The 25,993-nt window shown below is 72.3% G+C and carries 25 protein-coding genes and 1 pseudogene; 8 read left to right on the top strand and 18 right to left on the bottom strand.

The window, feature by feature from the left end:
• Positions 1-88 precede the first annotated feature (88 nt).
• From ACIP98_RS13445 to ACIP98_RS13460, 4 genes are all read right to left on the bottom strand, one after another.
• Positions 89-586, bottom strand: coding sequence for an NUDIX domain-containing protein (locus ACIP98_RS13445; RefSeq protein ID WP_401975691.1), 498 nt, complete (start codon positions 584-586; stop codon positions 89-91).
• Positions 583-1,374, bottom strand: coding sequence for a PIG-L deacetylase family protein (locus ACIP98_RS13450; RefSeq protein WP_401975694.1), 792 nt, complete (start codon positions 1,372-1,374; stop codon positions 583-585). Before ACIP98_RS13450 ends, ACIP98_RS13445 begins: the two co-directional genes overlap by 4 nt.
• Positions 1,367-3,703 (bottom strand): methyltransferase, FxLD system, encoded by a 2,337-nt coding sequence (fxlM, locus tag ACIP98_RS13455; RefSeq protein ID WP_401975696.1) that lies wholly within the window; start codon positions 3,701-3,703, stop codon positions 1,367-1,369. The genes ACIP98_RS13450 and fxlM overlap by 8 nt, the downstream gene beginning before the upstream one ends.
• Before the next feature lie 73 nt (positions 3,704-3,776).
• On the bottom strand, positions 3,777-5,798 hold the full coding sequence (locus tag ACIP98_RS13460) for an ABC transporter ATP-binding protein (RefSeq protein WP_319657777.1): 2,022 nt from the start codon (positions 5,796-5,798) through the stop codon (positions 3,777-3,779).
• Between the two features lie 645 nt (positions 5,799-6,443).
• On the opposite strand from ACIP98_RS13460, the gene ACIP98_RS13465 reads away from it, so the two are divergent.
• Positions 6,444-7,226, top strand: a complete 783-nt coding sequence (locus ACIP98_RS13465) for a DUF899 family protein (RefSeq protein WP_319657776.1) — start codon at positions 6,444-6,446, stop codon at positions 7,224-7,226.
• A gap of 43 nt (positions 7,227-7,269) precedes the next feature.
• Here ACIP98_RS13465 and ACIP98_RS13470 read toward each other — a convergent pair whose 3' ends face one another.
• The 3 genes from ACIP98_RS13470 to ACIP98_RS13480 all read right to left on the bottom strand — a co-directional run bounded on the left by ACIP98_RS13470 (position 7,270) and on the right by ACIP98_RS13480 (position 9,310).
• Positions 7,270-7,857 carry a hypothetical protein gene (locus tag ACIP98_RS13470; RefSeq protein WP_319657775.1) on the bottom strand — a complete coding sequence of 196 codons (588 nt, stop codon included), beginning with the start codon at positions 7,855-7,857 and terminating at the stop codon, positions 7,270-7,272.
• On the bottom strand, positions 7,854-8,384 hold the full coding sequence (locus ACIP98_RS13475) for an RNA polymerase sigma factor (protein WP_401975699.1): 531 nt from the start codon (positions 8,382-8,384) through the stop codon (positions 7,854-7,856). The genes ACIP98_RS13470 and ACIP98_RS13475 overlap by 4 nt, the downstream gene beginning before the upstream one ends.
• A 125-nt stretch (positions 8,385-8,509) precedes the next feature.
• Positions 8,510-9,310 (bottom strand): SDR family oxidoreductase, encoded by an 801-nt coding sequence (locus tag ACIP98_RS13480; RefSeq protein ID WP_319657773.1) that lies wholly within the window; start codon positions 9,308-9,310, stop codon positions 8,510-8,512.
• A 116-nt stretch (positions 9,311-9,426) separates the two neighbouring features.
• Here ACIP98_RS13480 and ACIP98_RS13485 point away from each other — a divergent pair, with 116 nt between their 5' ends.
• Together ACIP98_RS13485 and ACIP98_RS13490 are read left to right on the top strand one after the other, a co-directional pair.
• A complete protein-coding gene (locus tag ACIP98_RS13485; protein WP_401975701.1) occupies positions 9,427-10,506 on the top strand; it encodes a hypothetical protein in 1,080 nt (359 codons plus the stop codon).
• Positions 10,507-10,663: 157 nt separating this feature from the next.
• Positions 10,664-11,617, top strand: coding sequence for a GNAT family N-acetyltransferase (locus ACIP98_RS13490; protein ID WP_401975703.1), 954 nt, complete (start codon positions 10,664-10,666; stop codon positions 11,615-11,617).
• A 21-nt stretch (positions 11,618-11,638) separates the two neighbouring features.
• Here ACIP98_RS13490 and ACIP98_RS13495 read toward each other — a convergent pair whose 3' ends face one another.
• Positions 11,639-12,502 carry an oxidoreductase gene (locus ACIP98_RS13495; protein ID WP_319657770.1) on the bottom strand — a complete coding sequence of 288 codons (864 nt, stop codon included), beginning with the start codon at positions 12,500-12,502 and terminating at the stop codon, positions 11,639-11,641.
• Positions 12,503-12,612: 110 nt separating this feature from the next.
• Here ACIP98_RS13495 and ACIP98_RS13500 point away from each other — a divergent pair, with 110 nt between their 5' ends.
• Together ACIP98_RS13500 and ACIP98_RS13505 are read left to right on the top strand one after the other, a co-directional pair.
• The gene (locus ACIP98_RS13500; protein WP_401975705.1) at positions 12,613-13,251 is read left to right on the top strand and encodes a TetR family transcriptional regulator; all 639 of its coding nucleotides are present in this window, start codon (positions 12,613-12,615) and stop codon (positions 13,249-13,251) included.
• Positions 13,252-13,485: 234 nt separating this feature from the next.
• On the top strand, positions 13,486-14,133 hold the full coding sequence (locus ACIP98_RS13505; RefSeq protein ID WP_401975707.1) for a DUF1707 domain-containing protein: 648 nt from the start codon (positions 13,486-13,488) through the stop codon (positions 14,131-14,133).
• A gap of 66 nt (positions 14,134-14,199) precedes the next feature.
• Here ACIP98_RS13505 and ACIP98_RS13510 read toward each other — a convergent pair whose 3' ends face one another.
• The 3 genes from ACIP98_RS13510 to ACIP98_RS13520 all read right to left on the bottom strand — a co-directional run bounded on the left by ACIP98_RS13510 (position 14,200) and on the right by ACIP98_RS13520 (position 16,183).
• Positions 14,200-14,739, bottom strand: a complete 540-nt coding sequence (locus tag ACIP98_RS13510) for a hypothetical protein (protein ID WP_401975708.1) — start codon at positions 14,737-14,739, stop codon at positions 14,200-14,202.
• 13 nt (positions 14,740-14,752) lie between these two features.
• Positions 14,753-15,436, bottom strand: coding sequence for a DUF4241 domain-containing protein (locus tag ACIP98_RS13515; protein ID WP_401975711.1), 684 nt, complete (start codon positions 15,434-15,436; stop codon positions 14,753-14,755).
• A gap of 276 nt (positions 15,437-15,712) precedes the next feature.
• The gene (locus ACIP98_RS13520; protein WP_319657765.1) at positions 15,713-16,183 is read right to left on the bottom strand and encodes a hypothetical protein; all 471 of its coding nucleotides are present in this window, start codon (positions 16,181-16,183) and stop codon (positions 15,713-15,715) included.
• Positions 16,184-16,376: 193 nt separating this feature from the next.
• Between ACIP98_RS13520 and ACIP98_RS13525 the strand changes: the two genes are divergently transcribed.
• Both ACIP98_RS13525 and ACIP98_RS13530 read left to right on the top strand, forming a co-directional pair.
• Entirely contained in the window at positions 16,377-16,826 is a 450-nt protein-coding gene (locus tag ACIP98_RS13525; RefSeq protein ID WP_401975714.1) for a GNAT family N-acetyltransferase, read from the top strand.
• A 10-nt stretch (positions 16,827-16,836) separates the two neighbouring features.
• Positions 16,837-17,562, top strand: coding sequence for a class I SAM-dependent methyltransferase (locus tag ACIP98_RS13530; protein ID WP_401975716.1), 726 nt, complete (start codon positions 16,837-16,839; stop codon positions 17,560-17,562).
• 3 nt (positions 17,563-17,565) lie between these two features.
• Here ACIP98_RS13530 and ACIP98_RS13535 read toward each other — a convergent pair whose 3' ends face one another.
• Together ACIP98_RS13535 and ACIP98_RS13540 are read right to left on the bottom strand one after the other, a co-directional pair.
• Complete coding sequence (locus ACIP98_RS13535) at positions 17,566-18,675, bottom strand: acyltransferase family protein (protein ID WP_401975719.1); 1,110 nt, start codon at positions 18,673-18,675, stop codon at positions 17,566-17,568.
• A gap of 37 nt (positions 18,676-18,712) precedes the next feature.
• Positions 18,713-19,369 (bottom strand): annotated as a pseudogene (locus tag ACIP98_RS13540) (nitroreductase); the annotation flags it as partial.
• A gap of 236 nt (positions 19,370-19,605) precedes the next feature.
• Here ACIP98_RS13540 and ACIP98_RS13545 point away from each other — a divergent pair.
• Positions 19,606-20,208, top strand: coding sequence for a TetR/AcrR family transcriptional regulator (locus ACIP98_RS13545; RefSeq protein ID WP_401975722.1), 603 nt, complete (start codon positions 19,606-19,608; stop codon positions 20,206-20,208).
• 139 nt (positions 20,209-20,347) lie between these two features.
• Here ACIP98_RS13545 and ACIP98_RS13550 read toward each other — a convergent pair whose 3' ends face one another.
• From ACIP98_RS13550 to ACIP98_RS13570, 5 genes are all read right to left on the bottom strand, one after another.
• Positions 20,348-20,989: a sigma-70 family RNA polymerase sigma factor gene (locus tag ACIP98_RS13550; RefSeq protein ID WP_401975724.1), complete on the bottom strand. Its 642-nt coding sequence runs from the start codon at positions 20,987-20,989 to the stop codon at positions 20,348-20,350.
• Positions 20,990-21,065: 76 nt separating this feature from the next.
• Positions 21,066-22,208 carry an ABC transporter permease gene (locus ACIP98_RS13555; RefSeq protein WP_401975727.1) on the bottom strand — a complete coding sequence of 381 codons (1,143 nt, stop codon included), beginning with the start codon at positions 22,206-22,208 and terminating at the stop codon, positions 21,066-21,068.
• A gap of 222 nt (positions 22,209-22,430) precedes the next feature.
• Positions 22,431-23,564 carry a YbhN family protein gene (locus ACIP98_RS13560; protein WP_401975729.1) on the bottom strand — a complete coding sequence of 378 codons (1,134 nt, stop codon included), beginning with the start codon at positions 23,562-23,564 and terminating at the stop codon, positions 22,431-22,433.
• Positions 23,565-23,605: 41 nt separating this feature from the next.
• On the bottom strand, positions 23,606-24,205 hold the full coding sequence (locus ACIP98_RS13565; RefSeq protein ID WP_401975732.1) for a hypothetical protein: 600 nt from the start codon (positions 24,203-24,205) through the stop codon (positions 23,606-23,608).
• Positions 24,206-24,739: 534 nt separating this feature from the next.
• Positions 24,740-25,957, bottom strand: coding sequence for a serine hydrolase domain-containing protein (locus tag ACIP98_RS13570; protein WP_319657756.1), 1,218 nt, complete (start codon positions 25,955-25,957; stop codon positions 24,740-24,742).
• Between the last annotated feature and the right edge of the window lie 36 nt (positions 25,958-25,993).

A 25,993-nucleotide genomic window follows, 5' to 3' on the forward strand; every position in this document is an offset into this window, starting at 1 on the left:
CAACCCTGGCACGGACCGCACGTGTTCGGGCGTCCGCGGTGCGATCCGGCAGCCCCGAGTGCGTGCGCGGGGCCCCGGGGGCCTCCCGCTAAGAGGTTTCGGTCTGTTCGAGATAGCAGGGGATGCCGTCGCGTCGTGCCTGGACGGCGGCGGCCAGGTGCTGGAAGGCGGCGTCGGTCAACTCGTCGCGCCATTCCTCCAATGACAGCACACGGACCTCGTCGTGCTCGGCCGGGTCCAGGACGATGGCGGCGATCTGCTCCGGGGTGAGCCGACCGCCGTCGAAGATCAGCCCGATCTTGTGCGCGGGCCAGTCCGGACGCGGCATCAGGTAGCGGACGCCCAGCAGGCGCGGGGTCCGGGCGATCTCCAGGCCGGTCTCCTCCAGGCCCTCGCGGACGGCGCACTCCCAGGGGGTCTCGCCCGGGTCCATGTTGCCGCCGGGCCACTGCCAGTTCGCCCGGTTTTTGACGGAGCGCAACTGGACGGGGCGGTCCTCCTGGTCGGTGATGAGGAAGCAGCCGTACACCGTGGCCTTGGGGAGTTGGGCAACGTACTGCACCGGCGGGAGCCAGGTTCCGCTCATGTCCGCTCCTGTCGTTCGTGGTCGTGCGGGGACGGTGCGAGGGCGATGAGGCTGTAGTGCTCGGTGGACAGGATCCGGTCCCGGGTGCCGGCGGGAAGGCGGGAGAGGATGCCGGGCAGTGAGCGCTCCCGCCGGACCTCGCTGCGGTGGGCGAGGACGGCGTTCCACTTCCGGTCCAGCCATGGCCGGACGTCCACCGTCGTGGTGACGAGTTCGTCCGGCACGCTCAGCACGGTCTTTCCGGCACCGGTCAGGAGCGGTCCGAGCTCTTCGACGGCCGAGTGGGGACGGGTGGCCAGGTACAGGGCGCTGGGCTGCCAGGGCGGGCCGGCCTCGGGGCAGAGGTGTTCCAGTCCGGCGGCGTGCACGGCGAGCGTGGTCACGCGGTGGGTGCGGCGGTGGTCCGGGTGGCCGGTCAGCCCGCCGTACGCGTCGTGGGTGACCACGATCGCGGGACGGAACTCGCGGATGTGCGTCACGACGTGTGCGATCGCGGTGTCCAGCGGCGTGTCGCACCAGCGTGGCCGGCCGGGAGCGGATTCCGGGAGGCGGTGGTCGGCGTAGCCGAGCATCCGAGGGCGGTCCGCCCCCAGGAGGCGGACGGCGTCGCCCAGTTCGGCCGCCCGGTGGCTGTCCGGGGCCCAGGTGGTCGTGAGGACGGCGGTGCGGGCACCCGCCGCGGCATGGCGGGCGAGAACGCCGCCGGCACCGAGGGCTTCGTCGTCCGGGTGGGCGAAGACCGCGAGAAGGGCCGGACGACCGGGCGGAGGGCCTTGTGCGTCAGGCATCGGCGCCCCCGGCGGTCGTCAGAGCCCGCAGGGTGTCGGACCCGGCGTGCGGTGCGCGCCCCGGCCACTGGAGGACCAGGCGGGAGGCCTTCTTGTCGAGCACGTCCCCCACGGGCAGGTCCTCGTCGGGGGTTCCGGCGGGGTGGACGGTCATCGCCGGACAGCCCGTGCCGCGCACGTACCGGTCCCAGTCCCGTACGCACTGGGCCAGTCGACCGGCGAGGCCGGGACCGGCCGCGCCGTAGGCGTGCACCACGAACTCGAACCGGCGCTCGGCCGGGGTCCCGCCGTCGCGGGTCTTGACGACGGTCAGATACGCGAGGGAGCCGTCGGCCACGATCGCCGCGGGATCCTCGTACTGCGAGGGCCTGGCCACGAGCGGTGTGCCGGCCGAGGAGACGCGGCAGAAGCCCGGCACCGTCGTCGCGGCGTAGAGCTGCAACGTCTCGTAGGACTGGCCGCCCGGCAGCACCACCCCCGTGCGCAGTTCGGACCGCGGAGCACGCAGCGCCGCCTCCAGCCCCGGTGATTCCCGCGGGGTGCCCTCCTCCCACCGGATCGTGAGCGCGCCGTCGGCGAGCGAAAGGCTCGGCGCGGCGCGGGCCGCGGCGCCGCGGTCCCGTACGAAACCGCAGTAGGTCCAGTGGACGGCCGACAGGACGTCGCCGCGGCGCTCCAGGGCGATGGACCGCGTGTAGCCGCCGATCTCCAGCGGCAGGACGAGCCGACCGCCTTCGGCCAGTTGCTCACGCCAGGCCGGGGCGACGTCCCAGCACCTGTGGGTGATCACCATGCCCCCGAAGCCACCGGCCGGGACATGGCCCGGTGCGCCGGAAGCCCCGTCCCCGAGCACGGCCGTCACCCGGCCGCCGCCGGCCTCCGCGCACAACCGCTCGGTGCGGTGCACGACGTACGGGTCGATGTCCACGGTGATCACCCGGCCACGGGGGCCCAGGACATGGGCGATCAGTTCGGCGTTGCAGCCGCCCGACCCGGCCTCGAACACGGTCGTCCCCGGCGCCGGCCGCAGCTGTTCGATCATGTCGGCCTGCAGCCACGCCGCGGAGACCGAACTGACCGCCGCACCGGCGTCGTCGCGTGCCGTGATCACCGTCCGGTCCTCGGCGTACGCGGCCTCCAGAGGCGCTTCGGGAGCGAACCGGTGCCGTGGTACCGCGCGCAGCGCGTCCCGCACCGCCGCGGAGGGCGCCCAGCCGCCCGCGACCACGGCGTCGGCCATCCGCTCGCGCAGCCGTACGGCCTCGGCGGGCTCGCCGGGCACCGGCGGGGGACCGGCGCCCGGCCCGTAGGAGTGGACGGCGGGGAGACCGGGCAGCACCCCGGGCCAGACCGCGTCGAGCACCTGGGCCGACGGAGCGAACAGCGGACCGATGCCGGCCAGGGCGTGCAGGTCGTGCCACTCCCAGCGCAGGAACGCGTGCGGTTCCGGCAGGCCGAGTTCGCCTTCCCAGCCGGTGACCCGGACCACGGCGGTGACGCGACGCACGTCCGTGTGGTCGTCGTGGAGGATCGTGAGCACGTACGCGTCCTCCTCGCGCGCCAGCAGCCCGGTCTCCTCGGCCAGTTCGCGTACGGCCGCGGCAGGCGCGGACTCGCCGGTCTCGATCCGCCCCGCGGGCAGTTCCCACATGCCCCGAGTGGAACGCCCCAGCAGCACCCGCCCGGCGTGATCGGTGACCGCCACCGCGGCGCCGAACACCGCTTGCGGGGTGGGCCGGCCCTTCTCCACCGGCGTGAACGACTTGCCGGGGCCCCGTAGGACCAACGCCGCCAGGCGCCCGGTGTCCCACCGTTCGACGTGATCGAAGCCCTCGCTGAGCAGACCGAGTTCGTCCTCGTCCAGCGCGATGTGCCGGCGCTCCGCCGGGGTGCGCTCCGCGACCGGGGTGACCACCACGAGAGCCCCGTCCTCCCGCAGGCGCGCGGCCAGGCGGCGCAGCACACGGGTCCGGTCGCGGAGGAAGGCGACGGCCAACCGCATGGTGATCACGTCGTAGCGCGCACCGAGGCCGCCGAGGTCGTCCCGCTCCACGTCCAGGCACAGCCAGCGCACCGCCTCCACCTCGGAGTGCTCCGCCCTGGCCCGGTTGAGGGCGCCCTCGGCGAAGTCGACGGCGTCGACGCTGTAGCCCTGCGAGGCCAGGAACACGGCGAGTTCACCCGTGCCGCATGCCACGTCCAGTGCCCGCCCACCGCCTTCCGGCACCGGGACCCGCTCGACGAGCAGGCGTTTCTCCTCGTTCCCCAGGGACATGAATCCACGGCCGCCGGCGTAGTACTCGGACCACTGGGCCCGGGTGTGTTCCACAGATCGCCCTACCTTTCTTCGTGGTGCGGCAGCCGTTGTGCCGAAGGCGAGGTCCACCGGCAGGCGGCGTCCTTCACGGCGCGGCCTCCCCCGCGGGCGCGGCAGCCCTGCGGGGTCGGTAGCCGCCGGCCTGCAGGGTGAACATGCCGGCGTAGGCGCCGCCGAGGGTCATGAGTTCGTCGTGGGATCCGGACTCGACGATGCGGCCGGCGTCGAAGACGTAGATCCGGTCGCAGTCGACGACGCTGGCCAGCCGGTGCGAGATGAGTACGGTGATCTGGTCCTCGCGCAACCGGCCGCGCAGCACCGCCTCGTACACGGCGTGTTCCGAGGGCGGGTCCATGCTGGCCGTCGGCTCGTCCAGGAGCAGCAGGGGGGCCTTCTTGTACAGGCCGCGGCCCACCGCGACCTTGGCCCACTGACCGCCGGACAGTTCCTGGCCGCCCTTGAACCGTTTGGACAGCGTCGTGTGCCATTGGCGGGGCAGGTCCGCGATGACGGCGTCGGCACCGGAGGCCCGTGCGGCGTCCATGGCGCGTTGCGGGTCGGTGGTGGCCAGCTCGCCGGTGGAGACGGTGATGTTCGCCAGGGCGCTGAAGGGGAAGTGGGCCGGGTCCTGGAGGACACAGGCCACTTGGCGGTGGAGCGAGGGGGAGTCCATGGCGCGGACGTCGACGCCGTCCCAGCACACGCTGCCGCTGTGGGCCTCGTACAGCCCGGCCAGGAGCTTGGCGCAGGTGCTCTTGCCCGAGCCGTTGAGACCGACGAACGCCACCGTCTCCCCGGCGCGCAGCGACATCGTGATGCCGTCGAGGGCGGGCGTGGTCTTGCCGGGGTAGGTGAAGTGCACGTCGTGCAAGGTGATCGTCTCCACCTGGTCCGGTGCGTTCAGCCGGGCCTCACGGGGCAGGAGCCGCCGGCACCGTTCCTGGACGGCGAGGAGGTCGTCGACCCACATGGCCTGCTCGTAGACGAGATGGGCGACCTCGACGAGCCGGATCAGGGAGGTCTGTCCGGCCTGGATGGCCAGCACGGCGCCGGCGCCCGCCGCCAGGGGCAGCCAGCCGGCGATCAGCATCGCCGCGAGGGCGGCGTAGGTGACGCCGGTACCCACACCGCCCAGGGAGCGGCCGGCCAGGTTGAGCAGGGCGGAGTGCACGCCCAGCCGTGTGTCCTCCTCCGCGATCCTCGTGGTCAGCCGGCGGTGCTCGTCCAGGAGCGCGCCCTGCGCGGTGTCCGAGCGCAGCTCTGCCGCCGCCTCCACATCGAGCAGCAGCCAGGAGAACACCCGGACCCGGCGCTGCAGGGCGTTCCACCGCTTGAAGGAGTGGAAGCGCGCGCGGGCGCTGCGTACCGCTGCCGCGCCCACCGGCAGGACGGACAGCAGGAGCAGGGGCAGCAGCACGGGGTGCAGGACGCTGAGCACGCCGGCGGTGCCGACCAGACCCAGGGCCGCGGAGGCGAGGGAGACGACCTGTCCGACGATCTGCCGGGCGTAGAACAGGCCGCGGTCGTTCGCCCGGTGGACCTCGTCGTGCCAGTCGGCGTCCTCGACGGCCTCCAGCCGTACGTGCGCGGTCAGCCGGAGGAAGTCGCATTCGAGTGCGGTACGGATCTTGGGGGTCACACGGGCCTGGGCCGTGGCGACCGCCGCCTCCAGCAGCGCCCGTGTGGCGAGGAGGCCGACCACGAGGAGGATCTGCGGGAGGGCGGCGCGCACGCGATCGGGGGTCGGGCCTTCGGCGAACAGGTGCTGAAGGACCGCGACCGAGGCGAGCAGGCCGAAGGCGCTCATGGCGGCGGACGCCAGTTGGCAGGCGACGACCGTCGTGGTGGCGGCGCGGTCGGCCCGCCAGGCGAGCCGCCCGATCAGGGCGGTGATCTTCGGCAGGCGGACGGCGACCTGGCGCACGCTGGCACTGGCGGCCGCGCCGTCGTGCACGGACCAGTACGTCTCCTCCAGCTCTTCGGTCACGTCGCCGTCGTGGTCGCCGTCCGGCCGTCCGGCCGGTGTCACCGGCGGGGACGGCAGCGGGAGCACGGCGGTCCGCGGCCCCGGGACGCGGTCGGATGCCGGTTCGGCCGGCTCGCTCATGCCCGCCTCCAGGTATCCGGTCGTGCCGACCCGAGGGCGTGCACGCCCGCCACGGGCTGCGGCCGATGTTCGAATCTGGAGGGCTGAGACGCGGGGGCGGGTACGGGATGCATGGCGTCCTCCATCTGGGCGGCGACGTGGCACTGGTGCTCTAAAAACGCGCCGGATCAGGTCCCGTCACGGCTGCTGCCGGGGGCAGTTGCTGAACGTATGTTCTGCGGGGGCGGATCGGGGGCGCGGGCCGCGGCACTCGGTTCTCAAACTCGTTCGATTGGGGGACACCACCTGGCTGAGGGATCGCCGTCACCGCTGCGGCGGCCGTCCGCGCGCGAGTGGACGGGGCGTGGCGGGGCGCGGCCTGCTGCGGCTCGGCGGACCTGCACGGTGTCGCGGTGTCCTCCGGGGGAGGCGGTGCGTCCGCTCGCGGGGGAGGGCCTGCCGCCGGTCGGCTGACGGGTCGCCGGTCACCACTGGTCCTCGTCCCAGGCGGAGTCGGGGACTGAGCCGGGCCGCCGGGCGCGGGCTCAGTCGTACGGCTTCCTCTGCCGAAAAAGGCGGCGCTGCGATGAGTTCCGGCCGGGCCGCGGGTCTGTACCGATGACCGTTGCAGGACGCTGCCCGCTACGAGGCATCACGGAGGACACCATGACGACCACGCCCGACGACCCGGCCACCGCTCTGCCCGGCCGCCCGCCTGTCGTCGACCTGGCCACCTGGCAGGCGGCGCGCGACGAGCTGCTGGTGCGCGAGAAGGCCCACACCCGCGAGGGCGACGCCATCGCGGCGGCCCGTCGACGGCTGCCGATGGTCGAGCTGGACGGGACGGTCGAGATCGTCGGGCCCGACGGTCCGGTTCCGTTCCTCGACCTGTTCCAGGGGCGCGACGAGCTCGTGGTCTACCAGCACATGTGGCACGACGGCGCGCCGCACCAGGGCCAGTGCGAGGGCTGCACCACCACGGCCTGGCACTTGCAGGACGCGGTCTACCTCAATGCCCGCGGCGTCTCGTTCGCCGTCCTGACCCCGGGCCGGTGGGACGAGGTGGCGGACTACGTCGAGTTCATGGGCTACACCCAGCCCTGGTACTCCGTGCGCGACGTGGACGCGCCGGTCGGCGGCCGGATGGGGTACCTCACGAGCTTCCTGCGTGACGGCGACCGGGTGTTCCTCACGTACTCCACGACCGGCCGTGGCAACGAGCGGGTCAACGGCGCGCTCGGTCTCCTGGACATGACGCCCTACGGCCGCGGCGAGGCGTGGGAGGACAACCCCGAGGGCCGGCCCGAGGGGCTCGACGCGTGCTGGTACTGGCGCTCCGACGCGGACGGCAAGGCCACCTGGGGCCCGACCAGCCGTCCCGTGCCGCAGTGGACCCGGCCCGGCGCGGGCCCCGTGGAGACCCTCGGGCGGCGCGGGCACCACCACTGACGCGCGTGGTTGACGAGGGCGTCGGTGGTGGTGCCCGGTGTGCTCAGCCGCCCGCGACGGGCTTGGAGCCGATGGCGGCGCAGGCCGCCTGATCCGTGGGGTAGCCGTCGGCCGGGTAGACGACCGGTCCGCCGAGGCGCGGCCGCCCGACGGAGCCGGCGGCCGCGCCGTGGTCGGGCCGCGCGAGCGGGTGGTAGCACGCCGCGAAGCGGGTCGGCTGCGGAGTGCCCTGCCACATCCGGTGCCAGGTCGCGGCGCAGGAACGAGCGGGGTCCCGCGGATCGAAGTCCTTCATGCCCTCCGCGGGCGGTTCGCTGAGGTCCGCCTCGACCGCCAAGGTGCGGGCGCACATGACCCTGTCGCCGTCCTTGCCCCACGGTCCGAGCGTCGCGACGGCTGCCGTGCTGATGCCCGCGAACACCGCGGCCATGACCCCCGTCACCAGGAGCAGGCGGCGACGCCGCCGGGACCCCGGGGTGGGGGGCGGCACTTCGGCGCGTCGCAGAACCTCTTCCAGTACGCGCCGGCCCGCCGGCGACGCCGCCCAGCCGGCGGTGTCCTCGGCGGGACGCACCGCCCGCACGGCGGCGAGATCGGGTGCGTGTTCCTGCTCGCTGACGTTCTTCTTCACGCTGACTCCCGCTGGGCGAAGTGAGGATGCCGGTGTGTGCCGGGGACGGCAGGTGTCTGGTCCGCGTCCGTCAGAGCGGCCTTGAAGCGTTTCCGTGCCCGGTGCAGGCGTACGGCGAAGGCGGTGGCGGTGCAGCCCATGACGACGGCGGCCTGCCGGGCCGTCAGGTCGTACCAGGCGCTCAGCAAAAGCGCCTCGCGGTCCGGTTCGGAGAGCGCCAGCAGGGCGGCGAACACCTCGGAGCGCGTCCCTATGGCGTCGCCGATCTCGATCGTCCCGGGCCGGTCGGCCAACGTCGCCATGCGCGCGGTCGCCGCGCGGTACCGCTGGTCGGACCGTACGCGGTTGGCCAGCAGCCGCCGGGCGGAGGCGAGCAGCCACGGCAGGGCGTCATCGGGAACGGAGTCGGACTTGTGCCAGGCCAGCACGAAGGTCTCCGACAGGATGTCCTGGGCCGTGTCGCGGTCCGTGCGGTGAAGCAGGTAACCGAGGACCCGGTCGGCGTGCGCCGTGTAGAGGGCTTCCACTACCTGGTGCCCGGCTGGACCGCCGGTGGTTGTTCGTCGTCGCTGCACTGCACCTCCATGGTTTCGTCCGTCGACCAGGAGATGTCCGGCCGAGCCGGATCTCTTACCGCCTCCGCGGGATCGGTTCAGTCGTGGACGGCTCCGCAACTGAGGTTGACCACCGTTCCGGTCATGGCGCCCGCCCGGTCCGAGGCCACAAAGGCCGCCGTGTCCGCGACTTCGGCCAGCCTCGGCAGCCGGCGCAGCGCGGTGCCGCGTTCCATGTAGGCCTTGACGGTGGAACTGCCCTCCGGATCGGGCTCGGCGTCGTCGATCATGCCCCAGGAGACCCAGGCCTCAGGGATGCCGTCCGGACGCAGGCAGACGACGCGGACACCGCGCGGACCGACCTCGCCGGCGAGGTGCCGGGAGAGCAGTTCGACCGCGCCGCAGGCGACGCCGAAGCCCCCCGTCGCGTGGAAGCCCTGGTCGCGGCCGGAGAGCCGCGACGCCGAGGTGGAAAGGGTCACGATCACGCCGGAGCCCTGTTCGGCCATGTACCGGGCGGCGGTTGTCGCGGTCACGAAGTTGGCGGTGGCCGCCGTGGTGATCGGCGTCAGGAAGTCCTGGACGGACATGCCGGTCAGCGGTGTGCCCTGCAGGTCGCCGCGGATGCTGACCGCGTTGATCGAGACGTCGATCCGTCCCGTCGTCCGGACCACGGCCGCGGCGTGCCGCTCGACCGCCTCCGGGTCGAGTGCGTCGACCTGGGCGGCGTCGGCTCTGCCACCGGCGGACCGGATCTCCTCGGCCAGCTCTTCGAGTCCCGCACTCCTGCGACCGGTGAGGAAGACGTGTGCTCCCTCCCGGGCGAAGGTCCGGGCCACGGCGCGGCCGACGGCCCCGGCCGCGCCGTAGACGACGGCCGTCTTGTTCTCCAGCAGCATGTCCCGGTCCCCTCGGTCGCAGCCCGTATCGATCTCCAGGGCAGCCTAGGGGCCGCCACTGACATCGGGTCACCGACCGTATGACGGCGGGTGGTCCTCGGGCCTAAGGTGTGCTGGTGATTTTCAAGAGGAAGCAGGGGGCCGCGGGCCTCGACGCCGCCGTGTCCGAGCTGGAGCAGGGTGTCGCCGCTCGCGACGGTGCCCGCACCGAGCGCGCCTTCACCGCCACGATCAACGCGCTCCAGACCGCCAAGGATGATGAACGCGTCCTGGCAGGACCCCGGTTGGCCGCGCTGATCCCGGCCTTCCCGCCCACGGGCCCGCGCCCGCTGCTGGCGATGGCGGCGGGTTTCTGCGTCGAGAGCGGAGCCGATCCGGCGGCCTGCGCGGATCCGATCTTCAGTGGCGTCCGCCAGGACCTGGTCGACGCAATGGAGTTCGCCCGCCGCTGGACCGCGGCCGACGGGGCCGAGGACGAGCTGCCGGAGCCGGACAAGGAGATCGTCGACGACGCGTTCCTGGCCCGTCTGGGCGGCGACGAGTACGAGGCCACGCGGCTCGCGCTCGCCTGGTGCTCGGTCGAGGAGTGGCAGCCGCCCGCGCTGGCCGTGCTGTGCCGCAGCGCCGAGATGCGCCGCCGGTACGCCTCCGTGATCCTCCCCGCCTGCCGCGAGCTTGCGGCCCTGGAGCGGCACGACCTCAAGTGCCTGGCCTACGCGCTGGCGGTCCTGGACGACGAGCCCCTGGTGGTGCTGCACAGGCCCACCGGGACCGGGTTCGAGGTGCGTATCGGGGGTATCGGGGACAACTTCCAGTTGCACACGCTGCTCGCCCACGTCCTGGTCGGCGGCGGACACGTGCCCGGCACGGCCCCTTCGGCGGAGAGCGTCCGTTTGGCCACGGAACCCGGACCCGCCCGGGGACGTTCCGAGATCGTCGCGACCGGAGCCTTCGAACTCCTCGCCCCGGACGGCGAGCGGATCTGGAACGAGGGGCTGCCCGACGACATCCCGGTGGTGGAGGGACGCCGCCTACTGGTGCTGGACGAGCCGGTGTACCAGCGCACTTGGAACGCCGACCGGTTCTTCCCGCTGCTCCCGGGCAGGGCCGAGCTCACCCGCGTCCTGTCCGCGGACGATGCGCGGACCTGGTTCGCCCGCACCTCCTCCGGCGCTGGGACGTCCAGGACGTCCTGACCGGGCGGACGCCGGCCCGGGTCCGGCCGCGGCCGCGGCCGCGGCAGGAGACGTGCGGCCTGCTGCCGGTCGTGGGCCGCGCGGCGACGAGGGACAGGGGGCGGGGGCCTGGAAAACGGTTCGACGGTCTCGCGGAGGCCTGGCACAGTGACGCACCATGGCGCACTCAGAGCTTCTGACCGCCGCGGACGTGCGGCTCATGCAGGGTCTCGCGCAGCGTGTCACCGCCCTCCGTCCGGAGCTGGTCAACAGCGACGCGACCTTCGGCGAGCTGGCCTGGAACTGGGGCAGGGGGCACGCGAGCGAGCGCGCAGGCTGGCCGCGTCGGCTGTGGCTCGCCGGCGGGGACCCGGTGGCATGGGGCTGGGCCCAACTCCCGCGCCAGGTGCGGCGGAGCGACGGCTCGGTGAAGGACATCACCAGCGCCTATCTCGCGTATCAGGTCCATCCCGGCCACGCCGAACTGGTCGACGAGGTGATCGACTGGTACGACGGCACGGCAGGGGACGTCGATCGCACGGTGATGCCCAGCGCCGCCGACGAGTTCGCCCTGAGGCGGTGGGCCGCGCACGGCTACGGCACCGACCCGGCCTCGCTCGGCGACACCGGGTCGTGGACCCAGCTCACCGTGCGGGACCTCACCGACGTGGAAGCGCCGGTACTGCCGGACGGATTCCGGTTCCGCACCGCCGGCGAGGCCGGGTCGGAGGCCGCGGTCCAGGCCCATGTGGACGCCTGGGCCCCCTCGACGTACACCGCCGAGGCGTACGAGGGCGTGCGTGGGACGCCGGCGTACCGCGGCGACCTGCACATCCTGGTCGAGGCGCCGGACGGGACGATGGCGTCCTCGACGATCATGTGGCTCGACCCGGCGAACAGGACCGCGGAGTTCGAGCCGGTCGGGACGCACCCCGGTTACCGGCGCCGAGGGCTGGCACGGGCGATGCTGCTGCACGGGATGCGTCTGGCGCGGGCGGCCGGGGCCACCCGGACGACCGTCGCCTGTCTGGGGGCGCCGGGGCACCCCCAGGCGCGGGGGCTGTACCACGGCGTCGGATTCCGTGAGCTGTCGCGGGACGCGCCGCTCATCAGGACGCGGTCCGTGCGCTGAGAGTTCGTCGTTCGGGGCCGCCTACCGGCCGATGGCGTCGAGTTCGGCGAGCGAGTCCGCCGGGAGTGCCAGCCCGGCGGCGGCGACGTTCTCCCGCAGGTGGGCAACGGACGAAGTGCCGGGGATGAGGACCATGGACGGCGAGCGCTGCAGGAGCCAGGCCAGGGCCACCTGCTGCGGGGAGGCCCCGAGACGGTGGGCGACGTCGTTCAGCACCTGGGACTGCAGCGGGTTGAAGCCGCCGAGGGGGAAGAACGCGGCGTAGGCGATGTTCTCCCTCGCGCAGCGCTCGACGAGGGCGTCGTCGGCGCGGTGGGCCAGGTTGTAGAGGTTCTGCACGGTGACGACGGGGGCGATGGCCTGGGCCTGGGTGAGCTGGGACTCCGTGACCCCGCTCAGGCCGAGGTGGCGGATGAGCCCCTGTTCGCGCAAGTCCGCGAGCGCGCCGAACTGTTCGGCGATCGAGTCGTCGCTGCCGCCGTCCAGGGCGGCCGTGCGCAGGTTGACCACGTCCAGCGCGTCCAGTCCCAGGTGGGCCAGGTTCTCGTGGACCTGGGCCTTGAGGTCGGCGGGGTCCAGGGAGGGGATCCAGCCGCCCTTCTCGTCGCGCCGGGCGCCGACCTTGGTGACGATGCGCAATTCGTCGGCGTAGGGGTGCAGGGCTTCCTTGATGAGTTCGTTGACCACGGCCGGGCCGTAGAAGTCGCTGGTGTCGATGTGCGTGATGCCGAGCCCCACCGCCTCGCGCAGCACGGCGACGGCCTGGTCCCGGTCCCTGGGCGGCCCGAAGACGCCGGGGCCTGCCAGCTGCATGGCGCCGTATCCCATGCGGGTGATGGTCAGGCCGTCGGACAGGGTCAGCGTCTGGAGCGCGGGTGTCGTCATCGCGGGGTCCTCTCGGGTCGGGGATCGCAGTGGTATGTAACTGGATAGATACAACCTAGTCCGGGCACCCAAGTAAGTCAAAAGTTAGTTACTTGGGTTAGGGTGGCCGCATGGTGACGCGAACGAACGGCCCGGACTCCGGCCCCAAGGCCTCACGCCCCCGCGACTCCCGCGCGACCGCGGAGCTCCTGCTCACCGCGGCCACCGCGGAATTCGCCCAGTACGGCCTGGCCGGGGCGCGCATCGACCGCATCGCCGAACGGGCCGGCGCCAACAAGCGCCTGCTGTACGTCTACTTCGGGGACAAGGACGCGCTCTTCACGGCGGTACTCGAGCATCAGGTCGGCAGGCTCGCCGCGGAGACCCCTCTGGTCGACGGTGACCTGGTCACCTACGCGGGCACGCGCTTCGACTACCTGCTCGCCCACCCCGAGACCGCCCGGCTCGCTGCCTGGCGGCGCTTCGAGGCCGACCATCACACCGCCTCCGAGATCGAGGGCTACCGGGCCAAGGTCGAGGCCGTCGCCACCGCCCAGCGCGCCGGGCGGGTGAACGACAGCCTTCCCGCCGTGGATCTGTTCGCGATGGTGCTGCGCATCACCGAAAGCTGGCTCGACGCGCCGCCCGCCCTGCTGGCGGTCGCCGGCGAGCAGCCCCGCACCCAAGAGCGGCTGGCGGAGCACCGCGCCGCGCTCATCGAGGCGGTCCGCCGTATCACCGCCCCCGGCCCTCGTGCCGCGGCCGGATAGCGCGGGCAAGGGCTCCTCCCGTGGCGATCGGCATCCGCCGCCCGGGTCGACGGGCCGAGGGCGCGGCAAGGGTCTCGTTCATCGAGCTGCCTCTGATCCCTTCGCGGCTGATCGGTCTCCTCGTCGAGGGGCTGCGGGGACTTGGTCGCGATGCATAACGCGATATAACGTTAGTGCGGCGGTCGCGCCGCTGTCCGTGCCGCGCGGAGCCGTTGGACAGGTCAGGACGGAAGCATGTCGGCAGATGTCTCGCCCACCGGGAAGCGCTCCGGCCCCGGGCCGTCGCCCGAGCTGCGGGCCTCGCACGCCGACCGGGACCGCGTGGTGGACCTGCTGCGCATCGCGGCGGGGGACGGCCTGCTGACCGCGGAGGAGCTGGACGAGCGGCTGGAAGCCGCCCTGTCCGCACGGACCGTGAGCGAACTGGCCCCGCTCACCGCCGACCTGCCGCCCGTGTCGGCCAGGGGTGCCGTGTCCACGGCAGAGGTCAAGGACGTGGTCCGGATCGAGCAGGTCCACAGCGGCACGATCGAGCGCGGGGGGCGCTGGGTGGTGCCGCGGCGGATCGAGCTCGCGGTGACGTACTGCGACGTGGTGCTCGACTTCACGGACGCCGTGATCACGCACGACACCCTGCGGATCGAGGTGGGCATGACGGGGAAGACGCTGACACTGGTCACGAGGCCGGGTGTCGTGGTCGACACGGATGGTCTGCGACTGGTGCACAGCAGGGTCACCCACCGCCACGCCCCGCCGGGGCCCGACGCGCCGGTCGCCCTGCGCGTGGAGCTGGTGGGCCTGAAGGCCCACGGCCGCGTGGTGGTGCGCCCCCCGCGCAGGACGTTCGGGCAGTGGCTGCGGCGGAGGCCCACGCACCGGTAGGGCAGTGGGCTTGTCACGCCCCGGTGGCAGGCGTCCGGTGCGGACCCGACGGGTGGAGCAGGTGCCTCACGTGCGGGCCGTGCGCGCGGTCCCGACCTGAGGGGGGCTGGCGGCGCCTGACCTGTTCCACCGCTTGATCACCCTTGTCGGAGTCCGTGGTCCGGGCAACTGCTGCACGCGAATCCGTTCCGCGGCGTCCATGTCGTCGGAATCCTCCTGCGACCCGGCGTGGGCGCGGGACGCGAGGGCCATGTCCCGCTTGGAGACGCGGACGCGGTTCCACCCCGGAGCCACGGCGAACCTCGCCGCGCCCGGGCCGTAGTCGCCGCACCCCAGGACCACGAGGGAACCGGAGGGCACGTGGACGCCGGCCTCCACCACATGATCGAACCACGGGCTGTCGTCGCTCGGCGGCTGGAGGACGATCTCGATGTCGACGGCGACACAGAAGTTGACGACAGTGCCGATCCCCAGCGCGTCCTCGGTGACCGCCACATGGTCGGCAGTGGCCCGGGCTGTCCAAGCCCGGCTGAGATCACCCTCCGAGGAGTCGTCGCAGAGGTCAATCCGGCAGTGGTCGGCGAAGAGGCGGAGCGACGCAGCCATGTCGATCAGATCGTCATTCGCCGGCCTGCGCCCGGCCCGGCTGTGGCACGACGAGGAACTCGGTCACAAAGCCGGTCACCTCACCCGTCGTGCTCCGGCCGATCCAGGTGGGGTAGGCGCCATCGCCCCAACCGGACCAGAAGGCGACGAAGGAGTGGCCGCTCGCCGGATCGGAGAGCACGACCGGTCCGCAGGGGGCCTCGTCGCCGTCGTCCGGGATCATCGCGTTCTCGAGCGGTACACAGTCCTCTCCGAGGAACTCGGCAAGAGCAGGGGTCGCGGCCGCATCCACGAAGCAGCCGGTTCCCGCGTCCACGCCGTAGCCGAAGAACTGCTCTGCGGACAGCTCGCCGATGTCCTGCCCGTCGACCAGGGCCAGTTCCCAGGTGGCCGCGGGCTCTTGGCTCGTCCTCAGCCAGGCGGCGGCGACGCGCTCGTGACGGGATTCGGGGTCCGTCTCCCACGCGACCTCGGCGACGGACACCACGACGGTGTACGTGCCCGGCTTCACGGATACCGTGAACGGGGCGGGCTCGTCCTCGAACCCCCAGAACGGGTCGTGGGCGACGACGCGGCCACTCGAGAGGGGCAGTTCGGCTTCCGGCAGCCGGGTCACTTCGGCGGAGCGGCCTTCCCCGCAGTCGTAGACGCTGCCGAGCGTGAACAAGCGCTCGACGTCAGGCGCAGCAAGCGGCATTGGATCAGCTCCCGGATTCGGACCGCATGGAAACAAGCAGACGATACGATCAAGCCCCATCGCCTCGGCAGCCGGGTCGTGGCGGGAGCGGAGCATCGACCAAGGGCACGGCGAGCGTGACCATGCGATGCATGACGGGCACGGGGATCACCGGGCTGCAGACCGCACGCTCCGCACGGTGTGGGGTGAGCAGGAGTGTCACCAACTCCCCTCGCGGCATGGCGGGGTTCGTCCATGCCCTGCCGAAGCGGCCGGGACCGGGACGCCGCCGTCCGGCTACAGGCATCCCGAGTGATCAGAGGTCGCCAGGCTCACCATGAGGTCGCCGGTGTGGAGATTCATGAACGACTGGCTGCTGTGCCAACCCTTGAATCGCTTGTCGATGTTCAGGGCGGAGTAGCCCCCGCCGGTGTCGTCCCACGACCCGGCATTCCACCCCGCGAGCCGTGCGGCCCGCGCCACCTCGGTGCGAACGGCATCGGTGGCGGCCACCGTGTAGTGAAGTTCCACGGACGGCGTGTCCTCGCCCGCACAGGTGCGGTACCGGTGGAGCGACGCGTGGGGGCCCACCGCCGCGTCCAGCGTGGCGGTGATGCGGTCCGCCTGCAACTGCGTGAGCCGCGCGTCGATCGCGGCGAACTCTCGGCGCTTGTGCATCTCGTGGACCGAGAACCCGCTCAGCACAGCTACCGCCGCCACCACGGCGATCCCACGCCACGCCGTGCCGCGACCGGGAGACCGTCGCATGCCTCGCGCACCTCCTGGATGCTCCGAACCGCTCCGCCACCGGGGCGACGGTGAGGGGCAGTCTCGCAGACCGGTGGGGTGCCGGCTGTGGCGGGCGGCCGGCTCCCGGAGCCGTGGCGCGAACCGCGACCGCTAGGGTTCCCGGGGCCCGCAGGCATGGATGCCGCGCGAGGTACTGGAGGGGCGGGGACCCATGGTTCAGGTCACAGAGGCGACCGAGGCCGACGTCGAGGAGATCTCCCGGCTCGTCGGTGAGATCGAGGTGGGTCGCGGCGGGACCTACGCCCCCGGCGACGTCGACCGGATCCGCGCCGCCCTGTTCGGCGAGGTCCCCGGGACGACCGTGCTCCTGGCCCGCGAGGGCGACCACGTGCTGGGCATGGCCTGCTTCTCCGTTCTGCCGGCGGCAGCAGGCGGCTGGACCGGAGCCTGGTTGAAGGAGCTGTTCCTCCGGAAGGATTCGATCCGGGGCCGTGGCACCGGGCTGCACCTCCTGGACGCCGTGTTCGTCGCGGTCCGGGAACTCGGCTGCACGTATCTCGAGCGGACGTCCGGCTCCGGCGACCTGCCGGCGCCGAGGTTCTACGAGCGGACCGACGCCGTCCCGCGTAATCGAGTGGCCCTTCCCACGTGGGCGCCGTAGCTTCGCCGGCATGACTGACGAGTGTTTCGGGCATCCACGGCTCGCCGCGGTCTACGACCCGCTCGACCCCGACCGCAGCGATCTTGACGCGTACGTCCGGCTGGTGGAGGAGTTCGGGGCGCGCCGCGTGCTGGACATCGGTTGCGGGACGGGGGTGTTCGCCCTCCAACTGGCTGATCGCGGGATCGAGGTCGTCGGCGTCGACCCCGCCCGGGCGTCCCTCGACGTCGCCCGGGGGAAACCGGGCGGTGACCGGGTGCGCTGGATCCACGGTGACGCCACGGCACTCCCGCCGCTGCGGGTCGACCTCGCCACGATGACGGCGAACGTCGCGCAGGCCGTCGTCGATCCAGCGGCATGGCGGCAGACCCTGCGCAAAGCCCACGAGGCACTGCGGCCGGGAGGGCGTCTGGCCTTCGAGACGCGCGATCCGGCGCGGCGCGCCTGGGACGAGTGGAACCGCGAGAGTTCCCACCGCGTGACGGAGGTCCCCGGCGTGGGCGCCGTCGAGAGCTGGGTCGAGCTGATCGACGTGAGCCGGCCGCTGGTGACCTTCCGGTGGACGTACGTCTTCGCCGCGGACGGCCAGGTGCTGACGTCGGATTCCACGCTGCGTTTCCGGGAGCGGGACGAGGTCGAGCGGGAACTCGCCACGTGCGGCTTCGTGACGGAGGACGTGCGTGACGCGCCTGACCGTCCGGGGAGGGAGTTCGTCTTCGTGGCGCGGCGTCCGTAGCCGTCAGCGGACCGGCGTACGCCCCACGGTCCAGCGGGCGCGGACCGGTGCGATCAGGGACGTCCAGGATCTGTTCCGCTTGAAGGGCGACTCGAAGATCCGCGAGAACAGCCACGCCCCGAGTACCGAAGCCGGCAGGGCCACCAGGAGCGTGAACCAGAACGTGGGCAGGCCGGGGGAGACGAAGTGCGGTGCCACCCGGCGGATCACGGCCATGACGAGCGGCAGATGGATCAGGTAGAGGCTGTAGGAGAAGCCCCCGAGTTCCCGGACCGGCCGGGGCGTCGGGAGCCGTACGAGCAGGGCCGGTCGGCCCGTGGCGACCGCGGCGAGCAGCATCGCCATGGCGGGAGCGACGGCGAGGTCCACCCAGAAGTAGTGGTTCACCGTCCAGACGGACCCCTGGGCGACACCGAGCGCCAGGACGGGCACGGCTGCCAGGACGGCGAACCATCCCCACGGCAGACGCCGGACCCTGTCCGGCGCGGCGACGATTCCCGCGCCGATCATGCCGGCGACGAACACGGGAGCGAGATGCGGGGCGAGCCCGTTGGCGCCCTCCACCGGGGACGCGTCGGCCGCCATGAGCCCGCGGGCGACCACCGGAAGCGTCACGCACGCGGCCAGGGCCGGCGCGCCGAACCGCCGCCGGACGAGGAGGAGAAGGGGAAAGAGGAGGTAGAGCTCGGCCTCCACGCCGATCGACCAGAAGGCGCCGTTCGGCGTGGGTGCGGTGAGCACGTCCTGTGCGACGAGGCCGTAGACCAGAAGTGACGCGCCGGTTGGTGGTCCGACGTGCGAAGCCGGCACCACGAACCAGGAGATGACCAGGCTCATGGCCAGCGCCGCCCAGTACGGGGGCAGAATGAGGGCGGGCCCTGTTCGGACCGGACGGCCTTCCCCTCCGGCAGGAGACGGTAGCGCCCTCTGCGGGACGGTTCGGCGACCGGGAACAGACCGCGGCCGCTCTCGCTCAGAACGATCCCGTCCGGAGGGTCCGCCGGCCCGTGATGAGAGACCACAGCAGCCTCGGGGCCGCGACGGCGCGCGCGAACACGTGCCGGGGCCGGGGAAAGGGAGCCCGCGCGGGTCCGGCGCCGGCCGCGCACCCATGACGAGGGGGCGGGGCGGCGGCGGCCCGCTCGTCCCCGACGAGCGTGACCGTCTCGCAGAGTGGCGCCCGGTCCGTACGGGGGGAGGGCACCGCAACGTCCTCGAACCCGATCGACATGCCGCAGAAGAGCATCAGTTCGTCCGGCGGCGACAGGACCTCCGCGACGGTTCTGCGGTACTTCGCCCACGCCATCTGCGGGCAGCTGTCCAGCCCTTCGGCGCGGAGCAGCAGCATGACGGTCTGCAGATACATGCCGACGTCGGACCACTGCGCCGGGCCCATGGCGCGGTCGAGGTAGCAGAACAGGGCGGCGGGGGCGCCGAAGCAGTCCCAGTTGCCGGCCGCGGCCCTCTGGCGGGCCTCCAGGTCTCCGCGGGGGATGCCGAGCGCGCCGTAGCGCTGCTCGCCGAAGGCGGCCCTGCGCTCGCGGTACGGGGACTTCAGCTCCGGCGGGTACTGCTCGTACTCCGGTTCGTCCCAGGCGTCACCCGAGGCCACCCGTGCACCGGCAAGCCGCTTGAGCCGGGCCAGAGGCCCGCCCGTCACGACGTAGACGTGCCAGGGCTGGAGGTTCGACGCGGACGGCGCCCGCGCCGCTCTGGACAGCACGCGCTCGAACACCTCGCCGGGGACGTGCCGATCGGTGAATGCGCGCACTGCCCGTCGACTCGCGACCGCCTCGTAGACGTCCACAACTGCCCACCTCCATCGGCTCTCATCTTGTCGACCGTGACGGCGTCCGTCGTGTGACAAGGCGCCGCGGTTGTCTCGTGCGCGAGGCGCGTCCTGGGAGTCGCGGGGGGTGGGCCGGACCGGCCGTGGCGCCGGGCCGCTGAGCAGCGGATATCGCGTGCCGGAGAACAGCCCCCCGCGCCACCGGCGTGCTAAGTTAACATGAAGGTTCGTTTTTTGCGCAGAGGACGGGTCCCATGCCCAAGGTCACGCAGGAGTACATGGAGGCTCGCCGCGAGCAGATCCTGGACGCGGCGCGCCGCTGCTTCCTGCGCGACGGCTTCCACTCGACGTCCATGCAGGACCTGTTCGCGGAGTCGGGCCTGTCGGCCGGCGCGGTGTACCGGCATTTCGCCAGCAAGAACGAGATGATCACGGCGATCGTCGAGGAGAACATGCGGGACGTCCTCGCGATGGCCCACAGTGTCGCCAAGGACCGGCCCAGCAGCTCGATCGGCGACCTCATGGCCGATGTCATCGACATCGTGAGGGTCAAGACCGCCGATCAGAACATCGCCGGCCTGTCGGTGCTGGCCTGGTCGGAGTCACTTCGGAACCCCCTGCTGGCCGAGCAGTTCGCCGACCTGATGAAGCAGATGCGCTCCGCTCTCACGGACGTGATCAGGGAGCACCAGCGCAACGGCCGCCTCACGCGCACGGTGTCCGCCGAGGCCATCGCGGCCACGCTGATGTGCACCCTGCCCGGCTACATCCTCCAGTTGGCCATGGGCGACACCGAGTCGCTGGAGGGCGTTCCCGACGCCCTGCGCGCACTGTGGCCGGACACGGCGGCGTCTTGACACCACCCGGCAGGGCGCGGGATGTTCGCACGTCCTGTCCTCCGCGGGAGGGGTGCCGGGGTACGGCAGCCGTCCACGGAAGCGACGTCACGTCACGGCACGGTCGCCGAGCGTGCGGCGAACGCCTGACGGCGGGCTGTCACGCGCTCCTCCGCAGCACGACCTCTTCCTCGAACAGCTTCTCCAGCACGGCCACGTTCCCGGCCCGGGCCGCCGTCAGGAATGCCCCCAGGAATCGTTGGTGGTCGGCCGCCGGGACACGGGCACGCTTCTCGGCGGCCAGATGCCTGCGGGCGCGGCTGACCAGTTGACGGGCGTTGGCCTGGGACTGGCCGAGGATGCCGGCGATCTGCGGGTACGGGTAGTCGAACGCCATGCGCAGGACGTACGCCACCCGTTCGGCGGGCGTGAGTCGTTCCATCAGCATCCGCACGGCGACCTCCAGCGCTTCCCCGTTCTCGGTGCGCAGCGCGGGGTCGCCCTGGCTGTCGACCGGTTCCGGCAGCGGGCTGCCGACGTAGTTCTCCCGTCGGACCCTCGCGGACTGCAGCACGTTGGCCGCGAGCCTGGTGACCATCGTGGTCAGGAAGGCCTGCGGGTTCCGCACCTGGGAGCGGTCGCAGGCCTGCCAGCGGATCCAGGCCTCCTGGAGGACGTCCTCGGCCTCGCTGGCACTGCTGAGCATCCGGTAGGCGACCTTGAACGTGAGCCTGCGGGCGTCATGGAACGCCGCCTCTGCTTCCCGGAGTTCGTCGGCGCAGTCCACGGACTTGCAGGGCATGGTTGTCTTCCTTGTTGTTCGCTACGGTGACTGGCTGCCGCGGCCTCGCACCCGAACGCGAGGACGAGCGGCTGCCTCATTCGTGGGCCGCGTGCCGGGCGTGCGCGTGAGGGTGGTCCACCGGTGCCGGCGACAACGCCGTCGCGGCCCCGCTGACGGCGAGGGAGGGCGCGCTCGCGGCCCCGGACCGCGGAAGGTCCTCCGCGGATGCGCCGTTCCCGGCGGCGGGGTTCCGGCGGCCGAGGGCGACGCTCGCCAGGCCCAGCACGCTCCACACGACGAGCACGGCGACGGGGCCCGCGGATCCGTTGCCGTCGAAGTACGCCGTGCCGCGCAGCAGATTCGCGCCGGCGCCCGGCGGCAGCCACTGCCCGATGTCGGCCACGGCCTTGGGCAGCAGTTCGGGTGCGGACGTACTGCCGGAGAACGGGTTGCCGACGAAGACCATGAGGACGGCGCTGAGCCCCAGCCCCGGGGAGCCGATGCGGGTGATCAGGCCGACGGCGGTCGAGCTGATGGCCAGCATGGTGAGGGACAGCGCCGCCCAGGTGGCCACGTGCTGGTGCGGCAGGGCACCCAGGAGTCCCTGGGCGATCAGGTATGCGGTGAAACCTGTCACGGCGCACGCGGCGACCAGGTCGATCAGCCGGCGCCACACCGGTATCCGGCCACCGGACAGCGCGATCAGCGCCGCGATGGCGATGCCGCACATGGTGAGGGGGAGCAGCGCGGAACTGAAGACGACTCCTCGGGGGTCACTCGCCGCGATCGGGACGATGTCGACGACCTCGACCCTGGGGGCCGTCTTGCGAACGGACTTCGAGGCGCCGGACCGGGGCGGCCGACCGTCCGACGACGTGGTGTGCCGCACGGGCGACTTCGGTGCGTGGGCGGCGAGTTGCCGACCGGCTGTGGTCAGCAACTGGGCCACGGACGTGCTGGCAGCGGTGGCCTCCATCACCTTCACCCTGCCGGGGGTGACGACAAAGGCGCCGTAGACCTCCCGGCTCTTGATCGCCGAGCTGGCCGACGCCTGGTCCGGGTACAGGTGGAAGTCGAATCCGCCCGGTTTGCTGTGTGCGAGGCCCTCGACCGCCTTCTGGCTGGCGGTGCTCGTCCCCACCACCCCGATGGGCAGATCGCGTGGCGCGATGCGCGAGGCGGGCCAGGCGTACGCCATCACCGCCAGCGAGATCACCAGCGGCAGCGCCACTGTCACGAGGACGGTCCGGTGCCATGAGCGGAGGCCCGCCGAATCCTTCGCCGGCGCCGGGCCTCTTGAAAGACGAGCGATCATTTTTCTGCTGCTCCAGTCCTGGAAGTGGTAGATAAAGACGAATATTCGTTTTGCTGGGGCCGGGTGCGGACCCCCGCGGCGGGGCCGCCGCCGCGTCGTCGAGGGCGGCCCTGTCCGGCTAGGTCTTCGAGCCGGTCGTACCGGTCATGCGGTGCCGATGGTCCCGGGTGCGGGCGAACCCGCCGGATCGGCGCGGGGCCCGCTGCCGGGGTCGTACGGCTGCTCGGGGCGGGCCGGCCGTCTGCGCTGCCGTATCAGCAGGATCCAGCCGGCGACGGCGACCAGCCCGGGGGTGATCGTCCGGTAGAGCAGATCGGCCGCGGTGGCGGCGCCCGTGGGCACTCCGCCGTGGTGCAGGGTGAGGACCAGGGCCGCGTCGACGGTGCCGATCCCGGCGGGCAGCAGCGGCATGGCCGACGCGGCGGTCATCGCGGCGACGTAGGCGAACAGCGCCGTGCTGGAGGTGGGCCGCGCTCCGACCGCGTGGCACACGGCGAGCAGGCAGGCGAAATCGGCGCCCCAGTTGGACAGGGCGAAACCGAGCCCGTACCCCCAGAAGCGGGGCGACGTGCGCATGGCGGCCAGTTGGGTGAGCACGCCGTCGGCGGATGTCCGCCCCACGGCGCCGCGGCGCAGTCGGTGCACCAGGCGGAACAGCGCGTGCACCGGCCGTCGCAGCACGGCGGGCCGGCGGAACAACGCGAGTGCGCCGCTGGTGAGGGCGCAGAGGGCCGCGATCCTGAGGGCGGCCGGGAGGATCCGCGAGCTGTCGCCCGCCAGCAGGTGGGCGACACCGGCGAGCAGGACGAGCGCGATCGTGCCCAGCACGCCCGTGGCGGCATGGGCGAAACCGATCTGCGAGACACTGGCGCCCCAGGAACGCATGCGGTAGGCCCGATAGGTGATCGCGGCCAGGGATCCGCCGGGCAGGGTCGCGCCGACCGCGTTGCCGGCGAACACCATGGCGACCGAGGATCCGAGCCCGACGCGCAGTCCGTCGACGCCGAGCGCATGGCGTTGGAGGCGGGCGAACATCATCATCGACACCATCTCGCAGGCGAGGGCCGGCAGGAGCCAGGCGAAGCGGGCATGGCTCAATTCCCCTGCCGCCCGGCCCGCGTGGGGCACGACCACCACCAATTCGGCGCCCAGCACGACCACGACCGCCCCCGCGGTCAGCACCGTGCGGCGGCGCGGTCGCGGCATGCCCGGGAACCCACCGCTCGGGTGCGTCTGTTCCGTCCGTCCTCCCGCGTCCGCGTCGGCGCTCGCGTCCATGTCCGGAAGGTCGCCATGGGGCCCGGTCGCGGTCGAGCCGCTCATCGCGGCACCGGCCAGTCGGGCAGGAGGCGGGCGGGGCCTTCCAGGTGGACCCGGCACCGGGTGTGCGGCGGAACCGCCAGACCCCACAAGCCCGCGAGGAAGTGCACGTCGAGGCCGACGGCCGCGGCTCGGCCCCGTGCCCTGCCGGCGGTGTACGGGAGCGGCTCGGCGATGCTGAGGCGCAGCAGCGGTGCGACGTCCGTGATGCCGTTCAGCGTGAGCATGGCGATGAGGGCCTGGGTGGTGGTGTCGTCAGAGGTGCGGCCGCCGACCAGTCGCAGTTCCCCACCGGATCCGGCGAGTTGACGCCCGACGTCCGTCCGGCGCCGCCAGGGGCGTCGGGGACGGCGCGCTTCGGCGACGTCCGGGAACCGGAAACGCACCAGGGCTCCCGTGGGCCTCTTGCCGCCGTGACCGATGAGGAAGGCCTCTCCGAGGTGCAGCGGCAGAAGTGACGAGACCCGACCGCGACGACGGCTGCGCAGCCAGTTGCCGGACCGGTCGCTGCCGCTGCGGCCGTCGCCGCCGATCGACCTGCGGCCGGCGCTCGCGTGGTCTCCGTCGTCCGGACGCGGGGGCTGGGGGGAGTGGATCATCGTGGACTACCTGGGGGGAAGCTCGGGGTGGGGGCTCGGACGGTCTGCCCTGGTGGGGTCGGCACTGTCGCGGGCGGCGGGCACGGACGGGCCGGGGTCACGGGTCGGTGCGGGCGGTCCGGGTGCGGGTCCGCCGGCAGGGGCACCGGAGTGACGAGTGCGCCTTCCCCGCCCCGGACGACCCGGCAGTGGCGGTCCGCCGCGGCGTTCGGGCGCCGCTGCAGCCCGCGGGTGCTCTCGTGCCTCCCGTACACCACGGGCACCAGCAGCAACTCCGCCCACCGTCGGGGCACCGTGCGTGCGCCCGGTGGGTATGCGGGGGGCGGTCGTCGCCGGGGTCTGCACGGTGCTCATGCCGCCTCCTTCTTTCCGGGAACAACCGTTCTGTTGGGCGGGGCCCATCCTTCGCCATGGGGCCGGAATCGTCAAGACGAACATTCGTTTTTCTTGCTCGGTGGCCCGGCGCGCCACCGCCGCGCACCCCGCCGGGGTGGCGGAGGTGCGCGGCGGCGGTCCCGGTCGACCGGGACGGGGCTACTGGCTGGGGCGCGCGACCTGGGGAGCGATGTCCTCGGTGAAGGTCTCGCCCTCGGTGGACTTGGCCAAGGAGGCCTTGGCCCCGCCGGTGCCGCAGAAGGCGGCCTCCAACGTGCCGCCGAGGACGGTGTTGACCGTTCCGTTGTTGGAGGTGTTCGCCATGGACGTCATGCTGCGCTTGCCGTCGGCGGTGGTGAACGCGTAGGTGTAGAAGCCCTGGACCGTGCCCGTGTGGCCGTACACCGTCACGCCGCACGAGAGTTTCCTGGCCCGCAGCCCCAGTCCGTAGAACTGCGTGCCGTCCGCGGTGACCGGGACCATCGTCATCATCTGCTGCAGCTGCGCCTGGGGGACGAGCCGCCCGGTGACGAGCGCGGAGAAGAAGCGGTTCAGGTCGGCCGCGTCGGAGATGACCGCGCCGGCCGACTGCGCCCACGAGACGGTCTGCTCGGTGGAGTCCACCAGCGGCAGCGTGGTGTCGTCAGGACGCAGGTAACCACGGGCGGAGGAGCCGGAGATCGCGGTCTGCGGGTGGACGTAGGAGGTGTGCGTCAGACCCAGCGGCTCGAAGATCCGCTCCTGGTACTGCGTGGCCATCGGCACGCCGGTGACGTGCTCGATCATCTCGCCCAGCACCACGAAATTCGTGTTGGAGTAACTGTAGGCCGCGCCCGGCTCGTTGGTCGGCTCGTGGGCCGTCGATAGGTCGATCAGCTCCTGGTAGCCGAACACCTTGTTCCGGACCGCTTCGAAGCCCGGAACGGTGTAGTAGAACATGTCGTTGGTGTAGTCCCACAGACCGCTGCGGTGACTGAGCAGGTGGCGCACGGTGATGCGGTCGTCCGGCAGGGGCTCGGGCAGGTACGTGTTCGCGGATGCGTCGAGGTCGATGCGTCCCTCGGCGACCAACTGCATGAGCACCACTGTGGTGAAGGACTTGGTGACGCTGCCGACGCGGAAGCGGCGGTCGGCGTCCATCGCCGTGCGGGCGACGGTGTCCGCCTGTCCTCTGGAGATCCGGTACGTCGTGTTGCCGGAGTCGATGCGGGTGAGCGCGCCGGGGGCGCCGTTCGCCATGGCCTGCTTCTGTACCGCGAGCACGCCCGCGATGTCGGGGGCGGGAAGGGACGGCGTCGCGGCGACGGCCGGCGAGCCGGCCAGGGTGGTGATCACGGCGGTGCTCGCGAGCGTGGTGCTCGCTATGGTGAAGCGCATCCGGTTCTCTCCGTCGTCAGTTGGGGGGATGGAGCG

Origin of the sequence: Streptomyces sp. NPDC088354 (assembly GCF_044753585.1) — a bacterium.
GTDB lineage: Bacteria > Actinomycetota > Actinomycetes > Streptomycetales > Streptomycetaceae > Actinacidiphila.